Origin of the sequence: Chitinasiproducens palmae, assembly GCF_900095735.1 — a bacterium.
GTDB lineage: Bacteria > Pseudomonadota > Gammaproteobacteria > Burkholderiales > Burkholderiaceae > Chitinasiproducens > Chitinasiproducens palmae.
Map to the genome: position 1 here is coordinate 1 of NZ_FNLO01000001.1, position 15,524 is coordinate 15,524.

13 protein-coding genes are annotated in these 15,524 nt (G+C 63.2%); 6 read left to right on the forward strand and 7 right to left on the reverse strand.

Annotation, left to right across the window (positions count from 1 at the left end):
* Positions 1–565 (reverse strand): alcohol dehydrogenase catalytic domain-containing protein (locus tag BLU54_RS00005; protein WP_170844949.1); only part of this gene is annotated, 565 nt, incomplete at its 3' end.
* Between the two features lie 557 nt (positions 566–1,122).
* On the opposite strand from BLU54_RS00005, the gene BLU54_RS00010 reads away from it, so the two are divergent.
* Together BLU54_RS00010 and BLU54_RS00020 are read left to right on the forward strand one after the other, a co-directional pair.
* On the forward strand, positions 1,123–3,690 hold the full coding sequence (locus BLU54_RS00010) for a right-handed parallel beta-helix repeat-containing protein (RefSeq protein WP_139169362.1): 2,568 nt from the start codon (positions 1,123–1,125) through the stop codon (positions 3,688–3,690).
* Between the two features lie 363 nt (positions 3,691–4,053).
* Positions 4,054–4,386: a BON domain-containing protein gene (locus BLU54_RS00020; protein WP_091903343.1), complete on the forward strand. Its 333-nt coding sequence runs from the start codon at positions 4,054–4,056 to the stop codon at positions 4,384–4,386.
* A 144-nt stretch (positions 4,387–4,530) separates the two neighbouring features.
* Here the strand turns inward: BLU54_RS00020 and BLU54_RS00025 are convergent, their stop codons facing one another.
* A complete protein-coding gene (locus BLU54_RS00025) occupies positions 4,531–5,436 on the reverse strand; it encodes a LysR substrate-binding domain-containing protein (protein ID WP_091903345.1) in 906 nt (301 codons plus the stop codon).
* Between the two features lie 82 nt (positions 5,437–5,518).
* Here BLU54_RS00025 and BLU54_RS00030 point away from each other — a divergent pair, with 82 nt between their 5' ends.
* Positions 5,519–6,625 carry an NAD(P)H-dependent flavin oxidoreductase gene (locus BLU54_RS00030; RefSeq protein WP_091903347.1) on the forward strand — a complete coding sequence of 369 codons (1,107 nt, stop codon included), beginning with the start codon at positions 5,519–5,521 and terminating at the stop codon, positions 6,623–6,625.
* A gap of 223 nt (positions 6,626–6,848) precedes the next feature.
* Complete coding sequence (locus BLU54_RS23530) at positions 6,849–7,022, forward strand: hypothetical protein (protein ID WP_170844950.1); 174 nt, start codon at positions 6,849–6,851, stop codon at positions 7,020–7,022.
* Between the two features lie 1,373 nt (positions 7,023–8,395).
* On the opposite strand, the gene BLU54_RS00045 is transcribed toward BLU54_RS23530, so the two are convergent.
* The 4 genes from BLU54_RS00045 to BLU54_RS00060 form a co-directional block, all read right to left on the reverse strand.
* Positions 8,396–9,511, reverse strand: a complete 1,116-nt coding sequence (locus BLU54_RS00045; RefSeq protein WP_091903353.1) for an NADH:flavin oxidoreductase/NADH oxidase — start codon at positions 9,509–9,511, stop codon at positions 8,396–8,398.
* Between the two features lie 117 nt (positions 9,512–9,628).
* Positions 9,629–10,072, reverse strand: a complete 444-nt coding sequence (locus BLU54_RS23930) for a DJ-1/PfpI family protein (RefSeq protein ID WP_211435268.1) — start codon at positions 10,070–10,072, stop codon at positions 9,629–9,631.
* Positions 10,073–10,386: 314 nt separating this feature from the next.
* Positions 10,387–10,905, reverse strand: coding sequence for an SRPBCC family protein (locus BLU54_RS00055; RefSeq protein ID WP_091903355.1), 519 nt, complete (start codon positions 10,903–10,905; stop codon positions 10,387–10,389).
* Between the two features lie 506 nt (positions 10,906–11,411).
* Complete coding sequence (locus BLU54_RS00060) at positions 11,412–11,912, reverse strand: lactoylglutathione lyase family protein (protein WP_091903356.1); 501 nt, start codon at positions 11,910–11,912, stop codon at positions 11,412–11,414.
* Between the two features lie 93 nt (positions 11,913–12,005).
* On the opposite strand from BLU54_RS00060, the gene BLU54_RS00065 reads away from it, so the two are divergent.
* The gene (locus tag BLU54_RS00065; RefSeq protein WP_091903358.1) at positions 12,006–12,953 is read left to right on the forward strand and encodes a LysR family transcriptional regulator; all 948 of its coding nucleotides are present in this window, start codon (positions 12,006–12,008) and stop codon (positions 12,951–12,953) included.
* A 113-nt stretch (positions 12,954–13,066) separates the two neighbouring features.
* Here BLU54_RS00065 and BLU54_RS00070 read toward each other — a convergent pair whose 3' ends face one another.
* Positions 13,067–13,285, reverse strand: coding sequence for a hypothetical protein (locus BLU54_RS00070; RefSeq protein ID WP_091903360.1), 219 nt, complete (start codon positions 13,283–13,285; stop codon positions 13,067–13,069).
* 742 nt (positions 13,286–14,027) lie between these two features.
* On the opposite strand from BLU54_RS00070, the gene BLU54_RS00075 reads away from it, so the two are divergent.
* Positions 14,028–15,077 carry an acyltransferase family protein gene (locus tag BLU54_RS00075; RefSeq protein ID WP_170844951.1) on the forward strand — a complete coding sequence of 350 codons (1,050 nt, stop codon included), beginning with the start codon at positions 14,028–14,030 and terminating at the stop codon, positions 15,075–15,077.
* Positions 15,078–15,524: the final 447 nt, after the last annotated feature.

Consider the following 15,524-nt stretch of genomic DNA (forward strand, 5'->3'; position numbering starts at 1 on the left):
TCGCGCCCGCCTCCACCTTCGCCGAGAACACCACCGCCCCGACCCCGGTCGTCACCCCGCAGCCGATGTAGCAGACCTTGTCGAACGGCGCGTCCGGGCGGATCTTCGCCAGCGCGATCTCCGGCACCACGATGAAATTCGAGAACGTCGACGTGCCCATGTAGTGCAGGATCGGGCGCCCGTCGAGCGAGAAGCGCGAGGTGCCGTCCGGCATCACGCCGCGCCCCTGCGTGCTGCGGATCGCTTGGCACAGGTTGGTCTTGCGCGACAGACAGAACTTGCACTGCCGACACTCCGGCGTGTAGAGCGGAATCACGTGGTCGTCCACGCGCAGCGTGCTGACGCCCGGCCCCACTTCCCGCACGATGCCGGCCCCCTCGTGTCCTAGAATCGCCGGGAACGCTCCTTCCGGATCGGCGCCCGAGAGCGTGTAGTAGTCGGTGTGGCAAATGCCGGTTGCCTTGATCTCGACCAGCACCTCGCCGGCCTTCGGCCCCGCCAGTTCCACTTCCTCGATGCTCAGCGGCTTCTGCGCCTCCCAGGCGATCGCTGCTCGGGTCTTCATGTTTGGCTCTCCCACTGCGAATGAAAACCGGGACGCTACGCGTCGCGCGCGCCGACGGCGATGCGCCGGCCCAATTTTGTCCGTCCGCGCGGACAGGTTGGCAGAGTTTGCACAGTCCTGAATGCGGCGAGCGGTGCGCGACCCGATAAAAGGTCAGCCGCTTGGCGCCACGGATCGGGCCAATGCCGAAGCCCGCTCTGCGTCATGGATTGACCGCGCAGTGCGATGCCCGTCGTTGCGCTTGGCCTCGCACTTGCTTCCCTTCGGGTTTGCCCCACGGTCCGGTTATCCGGGACGCCTACCTCCGGGGTGGCCAACTGTGAGGATCGAATGGCGCGCAGGGCACGATAAGCGGCCGGTCCGAGCCAGTCCCTCTGCTCCGGCACCCGATGCGACCGTCATCGCTGCGCCGCGAATGCGGTGAGCCGGCTGGCCGCTCGGCGAACAACGCGCCCAAAGGCACGGTCGTATCGGCGCCGTCTGATAGCCGGCCCGTTCCTCGGGCAGTGCACGCTTTACCACTTTCACGCGGCCAGTCTTGCAAGATAAAGACATCGTTGCCGCCATTCATCACCATGCAAAAGAGAAGACAAGCACTCAAGACCTTCGTCGGCGGCATGCTGAGCGGCGTGCTGATCCGAGACGCGCACGCGGCGCCAAACGTTCTGCCGGCGCCGACGACCGGCACGCCAACGCGCAGCAGCGTACCCCCGCTCACCCAGCCGGTGCAGCCCGGCGACGAAGTGCGGGTCTACCGATCTGGGGTCGAACATGCGACCACGGTCGGCAGGCTCGTTGATAAGGCTGCGGGCGACCGCCTGGAGACCCTCGAAGCACTAATGGGATTCAAGGGCAACGCTGAAATCGTCACCGTGACGGATCCGCTACGCGGCGGCGATTTCGTGATCGATTCTGCGACATCAGGACCGGTGGATGGCGTGCTCACGCTTCGGGATGGGCAGGGACGCCGCAGACGGCGCGTGTTCTCCGGTCCCCTCCTCGCGAAGTGGTGGGGCGTGTCCGGTGACGGCCGCGCCTGCGGCGACGCGCTTGCGCACGCATACGAGGCCGTCATGCGCACCGGCGGCGCGCTTTGCCTGCCACCTGGCGAGGTGAACTGCGGCACGACGCGCTACGCATTGAAAGCGGACGCCCAGACCAAGCCGTTCGTCATTACATCGGAAGGGTACACACTGCTGTCCTACGACAACGTCGATCCGCCATCGCGCCCGAGCGGCCGGGATTGGGTCACCGAGCCAGTGCTGTTTTCCTATACGGGCCAGTCGGTCGCACAGCCCGCGCCGCCGTGCATCTTCGACGGTCAAAAGGTCGGCATGAGCTATCAGCGGCAACGCAACAAAGGCGGCACCGATCTGGCGACACTGGGACAGACCCATCCCACCCCGCACTCAGTCGGTACGCAAGCAATTCGTTTCGAGCATGTCGTCAGGCCCGAGGTGCGCTGCATGCGAATCGCGGACGTGTATGGCAACGGCATCCTCGCGAAGGGCTGCCTCGATCCGATCTTCGCGGACAACCAGCTGATCAACGTTTCCGGCAACAACGTCGTCTCACGCACGGGCTCGATGAGCCGGGACAGCGACGGCGGTGGCATCTTCGTTTCCGGCGGCTACGGCGGGACCATCGAGAACAACATCGTGTGGAACGAGCGCCGATATCTGGTCGACTTCAAGTCGCCCGACAACGGCCAAGCGATGAAGGACACGCTGTGCGGATACATCGGCGTGTGGGCCGAGTTCGCGATGAACATCGACGAGATAAAACCTGTCGCACCGTTCGATGGCCTTATCGAAGCGAGCAGCAAGGTGAATTCCGAGAAAAGGCGGGACAATCGCAATCGAAAGACCGTCATCCGCGGTAACACGGTCTACGGTTACGTGATCGGCATCAAGACGGAAGCCGACGTCGTGGCGACCATATCCGACAACTGCGTACTGAACTGCTATCTGCCGATCTTTGCGAGCGGCACAACCGGCGTCATTGAGCACAATTATGTCGACATGTTGCAGTGCGGCTCAATCCGATGCCCGCAGAACGGCCTGGAAACCGTACGTGCACACATACCCGGACACACATTCGGCCAAGACGGACCGTCGAGCACCGGTCTGACGATACGAGACAACACAATCCACACCGCAAATGCGTATCCGGCATTCGGCCTCTCGCGTGATGCGGTGACGATCGCTGACAACACCGTTTGGTTCAGCGGTACCCGGGCGGGACCCATTGTCGCGACAGGGGGCGCGAGCAGACTGGATAAAAGTCCGACGATTTCGGGAAATCGATTCTTCTATGGCAAAGACGTAGCATCCGTGACCGAGACGATGACGACCTACACGACGGCCCTCGCGTACACATCGAACATCCACATCTCATTCTCGACAGCGCGCATCAAATTCAATTTCGGCTCGTTCAAAACGCCCTCCGAGGGAGCGCACATCGCACGGAACAGCTTCTACGGCGATTTCGACGTGACGACCGAAATCGGGAATTCCGTCGTCGAAAAAAACACCTTCGTTCGTTCCGAGGGTTGCCCCGGCGGACGCTGTCTGCACGTCTCGTCGCTAGCCAAGCGTTCGGTCGTATCGGACAATGCATTTCACCTTCAGTCGGCGATCGCCGAAATTCCGCTCTGGGTGGAAGGCGAGCAGTGCAGGGTCGAAGGCAATGTGTTTCAGCTTTCGGGCACGGCCAAGCCAACCGTGCCGGCGCTCTCGAAGAGCGAGCAAGCGCAGCGCCTCCAGTCGTGGCATGCCAACACCATCACTGGAAACGCGCAGGGCCTTGCCCTGGTTTTCGGCTACAACCTGCAAGCGCCGTCGTTCACGGCCAACGTCAGTGACGGACCGGCGCACTGCGTGGTGTGCCCTAGCGGCGCGCCCTACGGCCCGGTGCAATACGACTGTACCAATGGCTTCGAAGGCGGGTTCTCCGCTTCTCCGATGCCCGAACCGAACACCAGCGGCCGACTCGCTGCCTCCGTGAAGCCAGTGCGAGGGATGCGCCTGCCTCCTTACCTCTATCCAAAGGCGGGCGGCGCGGAGGGAGAGGTCTATATCGACGCACAATCCGGGTGGAAGAAATATGGCGTCATATCGGCATAGGGCGGCCGGCGCGCGTACCGGTGCCCTCGCATCGCCGCGCAGCGTCGCGGCTTGCGTCGCTGTCGCTGGATCGCAGGCTGCTCGCCGCTGGCCTGTCGCCCGATCGCCCAGTCACCAACGGCTCGTCGGCCGCGCTCAGGGTGGCAGCGCTTCTGCAGGACGAGTCCCAAATCTCCGATGCGGCACGCCAAAATGTCGGAGCGGGCAGCTCGAAGGACGGTCGTCCGGAAATCCCTTGTCCGCCGCCGGGCAAACGCCTTCAAATGGTCGTCTACCGGTACCATTGAGGCGGAGAGCGGCTGAGCATGGCTTCGCCGTGCGCTGATTTTCGGCGAGAATAGTGCAACGAACTGGAGACTGACGATGAACGACAGCCTTTCGACCGACGATGCGTCGATTACCGAGATGCTCAACGAGCGGCTGACCCGACGCCTCGACCTGGACACCGACGATGTCACCGTATCGGTGACTGATGGAACCGTTCGCCTGACCGGCACTGTACCGTTACGCCGCATGCTGCACCCGATCACGCAGATCGCAGAAGGATGCCCCGGCGTCGCCGCCGTGGAAAACCTGATCGACGTCGATACGCCGAACGCGACCGCCGCGCTTGGCGAGGCGCGCGGCGACGAGCCCGCGACGATCGAGCCGTTCGAGGAGGAGCCGGGCGAGCGCCAGATCAACCACGAGATCTGAACCGCCAGCCTCGCAAGCACCGTGGCGCCGCGTCATCGAAATGCGGCTTCTGCCGCCGGGGCGCGGGCGCGCCGCCGACTGCCACACCCGGACCGCCTCGCCGCCTTCAGCGGTTGCGATCGGCCGCTGCGCCGGCCGTTGCCATCACAAGCCCAACCTCTCAGCCGGCGCGCCCGGTGCAGCAGTGTCATCCGCGCCAAGCGCCGCCTCGAACGCGCGCAGCGCAGCACTGCGGAATCCCTCTCGCCACAGTAACCAGGTGCTGATCGAATACAGCGGTGCCGTCTCCACGCCCTGCGGTACGCTCAACAAGGCCAGCATGCTCGCCGGCATCACGCTGAAGCAGCCGCCGGAGGCGACGCACGCAAGCATCGCGTGATACGAAGGCACGTCCTGAATATCGAGACCTGCGCCGCCTGCTCGACGCGACGACGCGAACCAGTGCTGCGCGGCGGCGCGATAGCTACATCCTTCCGGGAAAGCCGCCAGGGACAACGTGCGCTCTCTCGCGCCTGCCGGACGGACCAGCATCAGGGTCTCCTGGAAGACTGCCCGCCCCGCCATGCGAAGGCTTGCTGCATCGTACGATGACATATCACCCGGCCACAGCGGCAGCGCTACCAATGCTGCGTCGAGCGCACGGTCGGCGAGTGCCGACACCAGCGGTCGCGAAGCGCCCGTACGCACTTTCAGACTCACCTCGGGCCACCGCCGATTGAAGGCCGCCAGCACGGGGGGCAAACGGCTCGCCGCCGTGCTCTCCATCGAGCCGATACGCAACGGTCCACGCGGCGTGCCCGGATGCACCGCCTGCCGGGCTTCCTCCGCCGTCGCGACCAGAGCACGCGCATAGGGCAGGAATGTCTCACCCTGTTCGGACAGGCTGAGCATTTTTCCCTGCCTGACGAACAGCGTCGCATCCAGCGAGCGCTCCAGTTGCTGAATACGTGTTGTCACGTTCGACTGCGCGCGCGACAGCCGTTGCGCAGCGCGCGTCATGTTCAGCTCGTCCGCCACGACACAAAAAATCTTCAGCGTTGTCGGATCCACAGCTTGCTTCCATCTCAAATTAAGATCGATAATAACCGAATAATCACGATTCGAGATAGCTTGATCGATCCGAGGAGCATTCATGCAGGCAAGCGTTCGACTGACTCAACTGCTTGGCATCACTCAGCCCATCATTCAGGCCCCGATGGCAGGCGTCTCGACGCCGGCGCTGGCCAGTGCCGTCTCGGCGGCAGGCGGCCTCGGGTCACTCGGCCTGGGCGCAAGTAGCGCGTCCGCGGCGGAGACAGCGATACGGCAGGTACGCGCGCTCACCGATCGGCCCTTCAACGTCAACCTGTTCTGCCACCGTCGCGCCCGTGCCGACGCGGCCCGCGAAGCTGCATGGCTGGCCGCGCTGGCGCCCCACTTTGCGTTGTACGGTAGCACCGCGCCGGCGCGCCTGCAGTCGCCGTACACCAGCTTTCTCGACGACGCTGCAATGCTCGACGTGCTTATCGAAGCACGCGTGCCGGTAGTCAGTTTTCACTTCGGCCTGCCGTCTTCCGACGCAATCGCGGCGCTGAAATCAGCCGGCAGCGTCACGATGGCCTGCGCCACCACTGCCGATGAAGCCCGATCCATCGAAGCGGCGGGCATCGACATCGTTGTCGCCCAGGGGATCGAGGCCGGCGGTCATCGCGGCGTGTTCGACGCGGACCATGATCTCGAACTGGGCACTTTGGCACTGGTGCGTCAGGTAGTGAGGGCGGTCAGCGTGCCAGTCGTCGCGGCGGGAGGCATCATGGACGGCGCCGGCATCGCCGCGGCCTTGTCACTCGGCGCCGAAGGCGTGCAACTTGGCACCGCCTTCGTCGCATGCGATGAGTCGGGCGCCAGTGACGCCTACCGAGCTGCGTTGCTGAGCGAGGCCGCGCGTTTAACCCGCGTCATCCGCACGATTTCGGGGCGTCCCGCGCGCGGCATCGTCAATCGCATGCACACCGATCTGCCGCCCGCCGATCTCGCGCCCGACTATCCGATCGCCTACGACGCGGCCAAAGCGCTCAGCGCCGCGGCAACCGCGGCGGGGGACGACGCTTTCGGTGTGTTCTGGGCAGGACAGGGCGCGCCGCTCGCCCGAGCGATGCCGGCTGCGACGCTGATGGAGACGCTGTTGCGCGAATGGCAGGAAGCACGGGGGCGGATCTGCATGCCTGAGGAAACGCGCGCGCCGCGACCGAATGTGTGAGACGTTCCTCAGATATAAAACGAATGTTATCTCGAACGGTGATGCATCGACGCTAGGACGTCGTTGAAACACGCCGGCACTGAGACGAGAGAATCGTGTAACTGTTGCCAGCGGCGACCGCGCGGCCGATGCCGGACGCGCTCAACCGTCAGCGCTTGAGTGAGGCATCGCGTTACGCTGGCGCAAGCTATTGGTGAGACGGTTGACGATGGAATGAGATGCCTTGAAGGCGTTAGAGGTAGAGGAAATGCCGCTCGAGCAGCCGTCGGCTGAGCGCGATCTCGAAAGCAAAGCAATCAGGGTACTCAACGAAAAAGCATTGAGCGCACAGGTGCGTCACGAGCAAGCGCGTGCAGGCGATGAGTTCAGGCTCAAGTCAACGTGTGCAATGGTTTGAAGGCGTCGATGCAAATAAGGCTATGCGCTGAAGATGCCTGCAAAGCAGGCAATCGAGGTCGACGGCATGCATGAGCTATTGCACTGGTATCCGCATTTTGTCGCACGGCTTATGCGCGTGATGCTAGGCGCGACGGCATCCCAGTCGGCGAACCGCGCTGCGCGCGTTTGCAGGCTTAGGATGGTGCACGTATCGCGCCAACCCAGCCATCGCCGCAACGACGTTATGCATCCATGCGCCGAGGCCGCGTAACAGTGTCTGAAATGATGATTTCGCGTACGACGCCCGTGCGGACGGGCAGCAGTTCAAATGCTCAATCGATACCGATGGACACATACGAGATCGTCTGGCAATCGCCGTGCTTGGCTGGCTAACCACTGCCGCAAGCGGACTGCGCTACGCTCGATCCAGTAACAACGCGAATCTTCGGCGATTTGCGGGAGCCATTCCGCGCGATTCGTGTGCCGCCTCTCTCCACGAGTGCGGAACGGTCCGCTGCACATCGCGCATCGCGACTCGCGACTCGCGCCAATTGCTAAAACGACGGAGCAGGCGCGGGCGATTTCATCGAAAAGAGCACCTCGTCCTTGTCGATACGTGCATCCGAGCAGAAGTGAATTCGTCTAGCGCAAAGCGCGATCCGTGAGCGCTCTAGGACAACAAGCGAGCCCTGGCAACGGGCCGCGCCCGCTTTGCTCGGCTCGCCATGGCTGGCGTGCAGGGCCGTGAGAGGCTGGAAGGTCCTACCGGTGCGGCGCTGCTGCGCCGGCTTTCTGATGATGCAGTCGCGCTGTTGGACGTGCGCCCCAGCGATGGCTTCGTGGACGGCCAACTGCCGGGCCCTATCCCTTCGCCTCTGGAACGAATGGCTGCTCGGCTGGACGAACTGAGCCGACCTCCCCTGTCGTTGCGTACCGTCGAGATTCCGCCTGCGTGGTGTCGTCGGCCGTCGCGACGCGTCGCGCGGGGTCGCAGCGCGCTGAGATTGGCGGGTGCCTTCCCGGCATGGCAGGCCGCTGGTTCGCCTTCACGCTGATCGATGCTAATCCGCCGGGAAGCGCCGTTCTTAAGTCACCGAAACGTTACGCGCCAAGTCACGTTCAGACCATGGAGGCGAAGCCAGCCGGGCAAGTGGCGGCCAGCCGGCGTCGCGGCCAACCCTGCCTCGATACGCCGCCGGGGCCCGTCGCGGCAAGCTGCTTGCCTGGCTGCTGTCCGGTCGAGAGCCGCCACGGGACGAGCGAGAAGCCACGCCGTCATCGTGAATCACGTAGCGTCAGTTGGCATGCGCAACGGCTCAAGGCGCTCTTCCGACGCAACGCGCCGAACGCCGAGCAAAGCAAGCACCGCTTGCTACGCGTCGGGCCATCTGGTCACTGCGCGGCGCCCTTGCCTGGGCCCCGGTAGCGGGAAAGCCAATACGCATATGAAGCCGGCAGTACGTTGGCCGGCGTCTCCTCGCCCAGCGCCAGCGCGATCTGGTAGGGGTAGTGCGGATTTGCCAGGTGCGCGCGGGCGATCAGAACCAGATCCATCTTGCCCTCCGCGATCGCTCGATCGGCCTGATGCGGATCGTCGATGCACCAACTGGCGGCGACTGGCATGCGCGTGTCCTGTTTGACGCGCGCGGCCACCGGCACGAAGAAGCCGGCTCCCCACGGAGTCTTGCCGTTCATCGTGGAGAAACCAATGCTGGCGTCGATCAGGTCCAGGCCGCTATCGCGCATCTTGCTCACCAGTTCGACGGCTTCGGGATAGAAGGTGTCATCGTGGCCGTCGTATTCGACCACACCAAAGCGGGCGGTCAGCGGCAGGTGTTCGGGCCACACCTCGCGCACGGCCTGCATCGTCTCCAGCAGGAAACGACCGCGATTCTCCGCGCTGCCGCCGTACTGGTCAGTGCGCCGGTTGGCGATGGGCGAGAAGAAGCTCTGCGCCAGGTAGCCGTGGGCGAAGTGCAGTTCAAGCCACTGGAAGCCGGCTGCGAGCGCGCGCTTGGCGGCCGCGATGAAATCGTCCCTCACGCGGGCGATGTGATCGACGGTCATCGCCTGCGGCACCTTTTGCAGGCCACCGCCGAAGGCGATCGCCGAAGGAGCCAGGATCGGCCAGCCGCGGCGGTCGCCCTCAGCGATGTGGTCGTCGCCTTCCCATGGTTTATTGGCGCTCGCCTTGCGGCCGGCATGGCCGATCTGGATGCCGGGCACGGCGCCAGACGCGCGAATGGCCGCGGCGATGCGCGCCATGCCCTCGATTTGCCCGTCTTCCCACAGACCGGTGCAACCGGGTGTAATGCGGCCTTCCGGGGAAACGCCGGTGGCTTCGACGATCACCAGGCTGGCACCGCCACGGGCCATGCCGGTGTAGTGCGCCAAGTGCCACTCGTTCACGTAGCCCTCGTGGGCCTGGTACTGGCACATCGGCGGAATTGCGATGCGGTTGCGAAGGGTAACGTCCTTCAGCTTGAACGGGGTGAACAGTGCGGACATGGGCGGATAATCGATATTGCGGTTGTGGAGCAAGGACAAACACACTCATGGAACGGCGCTCGTCCACGCGCATAACGAGTTGTCGTTATGGCGAGCGTATGGGTCAGTTGCCGGCTCTCAATGCATGCAGCGCCAGCTCGGCGACTTTTTGAGAGGACTGGGGGTTCTTCCGGTGAACAGCGTGCCGTCCGTGATCGCAGACGACTGACAGTCGCGGCCTTTCTCATCGGTGGCACCAAACTCCCGAATGCGGCTCTCCAGAAGCAAGGGCACGGTCTTGTCCAAACCTGCGGCAAGCTCCTCGGTATCGGCGAAGGCACTGACGCGGCGGCCGGTGACCGAGGGCTGGCCGGTGACGTCCCTGACGTTGATCAGGCCGGCCGGGCCGTGGCACGCAGCCGAGATGACCTTGCCTTCGGCCCAGGCGTTGCTCAACAGTGCACCCAATACTGAGCTGGAAGCGATGTCCCGCATGGTGCCGTGGCCCCAGGGCAGAAAAACGGCCGAGTAGCTGCCGGGATCGATATCGTCGATCTTGACCGAACGTTCGAGTCTTCCCATTTCAGTCTCGTCATTGAGGAACGTTCGACGGCAAGCGCATTCTTGCCCTCGGCGTCGACCGACCGCGGGTCCACCGGGAACTTGCCACCGGCAACGGAGGCAACCTCGACTTCCACGCCCGCATCGAGGAAGGCGTCATACGGCGCGGCCAATTCCTCAAACCAGACACCGGTCGGATGCGAGGTGTCGCCCATAGTCGCCTGCAAGGTAAGGACGATCAGAATCTCGATGGTGCCAGCAGTGGAACGCATGAGCCGTTCTCTGAATTTGGCACGGAACGTACACGGCAAGCGCCATCGCCCGATCGCGAGGACTTACAGCCGCTTGGTTGTGCGCGCAGCGGCGACAATGCCGTCGAGCCAGTCTTGGTGGCCGTTGATCATCGGGTTCGGCTTGGCATCGTGCAGTTGCTGTGCCGGCTTGCCCTTCTGGGTTTCCTGCGTGAGCACGCGCACGCGGCCGCCATCGAGGTCTTCCACCAGCCAAGCATGATGCACGTCCAGGCGCTCGTCGCCGCCGACCTCGCCCGCCCAACCGTGCCACGCCACGCGGCCGGGCTGGCCCACGGCCGGGGCCACGTATTCGTTGCACTGCGCCTCGACGGGAAAGCCAAAAGTTTCGAAATAGAATCGATCGCCGTCGGCCAGCACGGGACCTTTGCCGTCATGGAAGCGAACGTTGGCCGAATTACTGTAATAGGTCGGCCACAACGACGGCGTGGCCAGCAGCGGCCAGACTTCCGCGGCACTCAGGCCGGCAACGATAACCTCATTGGAAGCGAAATTCTCGGTGAATCCAGGTACGTAGCCCTCGGGCCACAGAATGGCGTTCATCTTCACGGCTAGACTCCTCACATTTAGGATTGCTTTGTTGTGCCCCGAGTAAGCGTTTGCTCGTTACCCTTACCGCACTCCAACGCGCTGCAGCGCGGAAAAATTGTCATTACGCGGACTGTCGCGCAGGCGTTGCGGTACATCGAAGTCGTGCCGCACGCCAGCAGCCGCGCAGGGCCGGGGCGTCAACCATCGCGCATTCGGCAGAACGACCCGTTGCGCAGCAGCGCGACGTGAATGCCCACCAAGCCGTGCCGACCATTGGCGCGGCACGCCGTCGACGACGGTCACTCCCCGCCGGCTCGTTCCAACGCCGGTGCGTGGCTCGGCAGCAAGTGCAACGTGCCGCCCTCAGAGTCTCCCAGTCAACCGGATGCAGGCCGTTCCCGACGCTGCGCGCCAGTATTTTCCCTGCCGCGAGAGGATGCGCGAGTACGTGCTCCGGACTCACTCCAGTGCTTCGACACTACCGCGCCAATGCCAGGCTTGGTAGTGTGCCGCATTGCTCATTGATAGGCGCCGGCCGAATAGGTCAGTTCGTAGCTGTGGCTGTAGATCTCAAGAATGTTGCCGAACGGATCTTCCATGTACACCATGCGATACGGTTTCTCGCCAGGGTAGTAATACCGCACCGGCATGCGCTGCTTGCCGCCAGCGGCGACGATCCTGGCCGCCAGTCCCTCCACGTCCGGATCCTGGACGCAAAAGTGGAACACGCCGGTTTTCCAATACTGGAAGTTCTCAGTCGGCTTCTCCGCATTACGGAATTCGAAAATCTCGACGCCAACGCGGTCGCCCGTAGACAGGTGCGCGATACGGAATGAAGCCCAATCGGCGCCGAACACGTCAGTGCACATCACACCGATGGCGCTGTCGTCCTCGGTGATGGTGGTGGGAGGCATGATCAAATACCACCCCATCACCTCGGTGTAGAACTTGACCGCGCCGTCCAGATCCGTAACCGACAGGCCGATATGAGAGAAGCTGCGCGGGTAGGGGATGGGCATAGGACCTCCGAACAAGAAACCGTTGCGTCATCCTAACCCACGGGCACCATTGCATGCTCTAATGGGTCATTATCGAACACATAATACTTCGTTATGATTGCTCCGCAGTGGTCGCGATCCTTCAGGGCGCTAGCCGAGCAAGGGAGCTTCACACGTGCCGCCGACCGCCTGGGTCTGACGCAAGCTGCAGTGAGCCAGCACATACGGCACTTGGAGGAACAGTTTGGCCCGCTGCTGATCCGACGGGCGCGGGGCATCGAACTGACGCCGGCCGGCACCGCCATGTTGAGCTATTGCAATGAGATCGAAGAAGCGGACAGGCGCTTGCAACTGCGACTCTCCGATGCGAAGGCCGATAGCGGTGAAATCAGCCTGATTACGCCTGGCAGTGTCGGGCTGGCGTTGTATCCGCTGCTACTGACCTTGCAGCAACGGCATCGCGGCTTGGTGATTCGCCACCGTTTCGCCCCCGATAAAGACGTCCTGGACGGTGTGCTGCACAAACAGTACGAATTGGGTCTCGTCACCTTCGTGCCGGAAGATGCTCGCCTCGTGTCCGCGCCTTTCGCCGATGACCCGCTGGAACTCGTCGTGCCGGCAGGAAACGACGTGAAGAATTGGAGCGATCTGGAGCGACTGGGCTTCATCGACCATCCCGATGGGTTGGCCATGGCCACCCGTCTGTTGGCGCGCCGCTTTCCCGGCAACCCGGGTGTGCGCAACCTGCCGCAACACGGCTTCAGTAATCAGATCGCTCTGATTCTGGAGCCGGTTGCACGCGGGCTGGGCTTCACGGTAATCCCGCGGCACGCCCGCCAGGCGTTCGCCCACGCTGATGCGATTCAGGTCATCGAATGCGGTACGCCGGTGGTCGATACCTTGCGGCTCATCCACCGAGCCGAGTGGCCTCTTTCCGCACGCGCCTCGTGGGTCTTGAACCAGTTGCGGCAAGGACCGCCGTTCAATCAAAGTCCTGCAGGCGTTGCCTTTAGTGGGACGAAATCGCGCACACTGAGTCAAGAAATCAGAGAGCGCAACTAGCTGCAAGACCGACGGAATAACAGGAAGACGGAAGTCACCGGCGAGCTAACCCGCGCGGCCGACTCTCCCTCGACGCACCGCTGCCGTGCTGTCACGGCGAGTGGCCGCCCCAATCACCATTCGATCAGCGCTTGCCGCGGCGCGAGCGAAAAGCCCACGCCGTGGTCGAGCACGACATAGCGCCCGCTAGCGAGCGTGACGCTACGCCAGTAGGTGGCAGCGATGCACTGCCCGCGAAGCCTGCCCAGATCATGCTCGGCCTGAAAGTCGGCACGCTGACGTGGCAGGTCGTTGCGCTTGTCGTCAAAGCCCCGGCATGCCCACCCCCGCACCGTCGGCGATCGACCGGCCGCCAGACGACGTGTACATAGCGTTGCCTGACGCTAAGCGTCCGACTCGGATGCGCATTCTGCCATGCGTGCCCAAACGAACAATTGAGCAGTTCGAGGTTGGCAGATGTCCGCTGGCGCACGAGCGGACGTCGACTAGACCTGATTCTCCGACTTCGTCCGTGACCGGAATAGTCCCTCATCGAAAAAAGCACCCGTTCACAATCGACCCGATCAGCCCCAATGCCACCCAGAGCTCAAGATCAGCCTGCTCAAGGAGGTCGGGGCGACCGTCGGGTGGCGCGATCCGAGCGCTAGCAGCCCAATACCGCCGACGATCGGTTCGGGCAGCACCCACTGAAAATAGGGATCACTACTGCAGCAGCCGTGCTCCTTCGTCGATGGATGCAACGGCGCTTGCGCCGATGGTCGGAATGGTCAGAGACCGCACGCGGCCCCGACGAATGCAAGCAATTGTGGCAATTGCTCATGAACGCTTTTTCGCGATACATCTTCACTATTCAAGCTGAGAAATCTTCATATCGAGCAAGCCGTTTCCTTGGACATTCCCGAAACGCAGCCACCGCTCCCTTATCCGTGCCCGGCCGATTGTCAACGTTGTGCTCGACCGTAGGTGCAATGCGCGCGGCGCGGCCATAGGCACTGAATGTCGATCGGGAAAGCAGCCACCAAGCACCGATCGCGGCGGCGCAACGCGCAGGAATACCTAGTCGATGACAACGCCATGACACAACGCTACGAGAATCTGCAGGCACTGCGGGCTGCCGCGACGATGGCGGTCGTTCTGGCGAATCTCTATCCGATCGAGTGGACTTATTTCGGTACGCAGTGGATTCCGCGCATGATCACGCGCCTGGAGAGCGCGGCATTCGACCTGCTGTTCGTGTTGAGTGGCTTTGTCGTGACGGTTCGCTACGGCAGGAGCAGTGGCGGCGCCAGAATTGCCACACGCTTCCTGTTACGACGCGCCATACGGATCTACCCACTCTATTGGCTGGCCATGGCCGTCGCGTTATTGCAGTCAGGCGCGACACCCCGCGCTCTCATCGAGGCAGCGCCGCATGCATCGCTGTTGTCACAGCTCGGACTGCTGCCAGCCGCATTCAACTGCGCGGATGACTGGCTGCTCGCGCAGATGCGCGCCCTTTCCGTTGGGCTTTACTGCTACGTTGTATTCGCGCTGCTACTCGCCATCATGGGCGGCCGACGTTTGGTGGTCGGACTGTTGGTGTGGACGTCGGTGATCTATCTCGGTCGGCTTCTGGCTGACATCGACGAGCGGTGGCCGGCGCTCTTCTTCGGCTTCGCTGCGCTCGAATTCATCGGTGGCGCCTTCGCTGCGAAAGCGATGGAGGACGAGGTAAGCAGCATTCCCGCAATTTTCGCACTGCTGGCCGGCATGCTGTTCGTGGCGACGCCATGGACGCTCGGCCTGGGTAGTTGGCAGCAGACCTTGCATGCGCGAGACTCGCTGTGTTTCGCGATAATCGGCATCCTGGCCGTCTGGTGTCTCGCGTCGCTTGAACGCATTGTCGGGATCAAAGTGCCTCGCTGCCTGTCCGCACTCGGCGACGCATCCTATCCGATGTGGCTGTTCCATGTCGCCGTGGGCTCGGGCACTGCCACGCTGCTGACACGCATCGTTGATCCGGCTCGCCTGCACGGACTGGGCATTACCGCGTGCATCGCTACCGTACTGCTGATTGGCTGTCTCTTTCACCGGCTGATCGAGCGCCCGCTGCTGGCACGCCGGCCGCGCGCGGGTGACGCGTGACAGGCGCGATTGCAGCGCAGGCATCGCAACGCGTCGACGCGTTCATGTCGGGATACCGTCGCCGCGCGACGTTTTGGCAAAGCGAACGTACGCGCGCTGCCGTTCCGAGAACATGCCGGACGTCGCCGGCCAACGTCTAGCGTCCGGGGCGGATGCTCACAACAGGTCGCCGATAGGGCTCAGCTGGATCCGGTCGCGGCGTGGGAGCGCGGACCCGGTCCGCATAACGCGCCGCTTCGTGCTTGCGATTGCGATTGCGATTGCGATCGCGCACCGTCACGCCAGGCGCCCAGGATGAATCCAGCCACGCGTCTCCTCCGTGTGCCATCGGCGTCTGTGCTTGTAATACCTCATCGGTTAATTTATCGGACACGTCGCGGCTGTTGCATTGAGCGATTTGCATCAGCCACCTGTATGACATGTACCGGCCGCTGACGATTGCGGTGG

Bases quoted from the DNA above. Each gene is read 5' to 3' on its own strand.
- BLU54_RS00055 (WP_091903355.1), bottom strand. From the start codon at position 10,905: ATGAACGCCATTCTGTGGCCCGAGGGCTACGTACCTGGATTCACCGAG.
- BLU54_RS00045 (WP_091903353.1), bottom strand. From the start codon at position 9,511: ATGTCCGCACTGTTCACCCCGTTCAAGCTGAAGGACGTTACCCTTCGC.
- BLU54_RS00020 (WP_091903343.1), top strand. From the start codon at position 4,054: ATGAACGACAGCCTTTCGACCGACGATGCGTCGATTACCGAGATGCTC.
- BLU54_RS00075 (WP_170844951.1), top strand. From the start codon at position 14,028: ATGACACAACGCTACGAGAATCTGCAGGCACTGCGGGCTGCCGCGACG.
- BLU54_RS23930 (WP_211435268.1), bottom strand. From the start codon at position 10,072: ATGGGAAGACTCGAACGTTCGGTCAAGATCGACGATATCGATCCCGGC.
- BLU54_RS00060 (WP_091903356.1), bottom strand. From the start codon at position 11,912: ATGCCCATCCCCTACCCGCGCAGCTTCTCTCATATCGGCCTGTCGGTT.
- BLU54_RS00065 (WP_091903358.1), top strand. From the start codon at position 12,006: ATGATTGCTCCGCAGTGGTCGCGATCCTTCAGGGCGCTAGCCGAGCAA.
- BLU54_RS00030 (WP_091903347.1), top strand. From the start codon at position 5,519: ATGCAGGCAAGCGTTCGACTGACTCAACTGCTTGGCATCACTCAGCCC.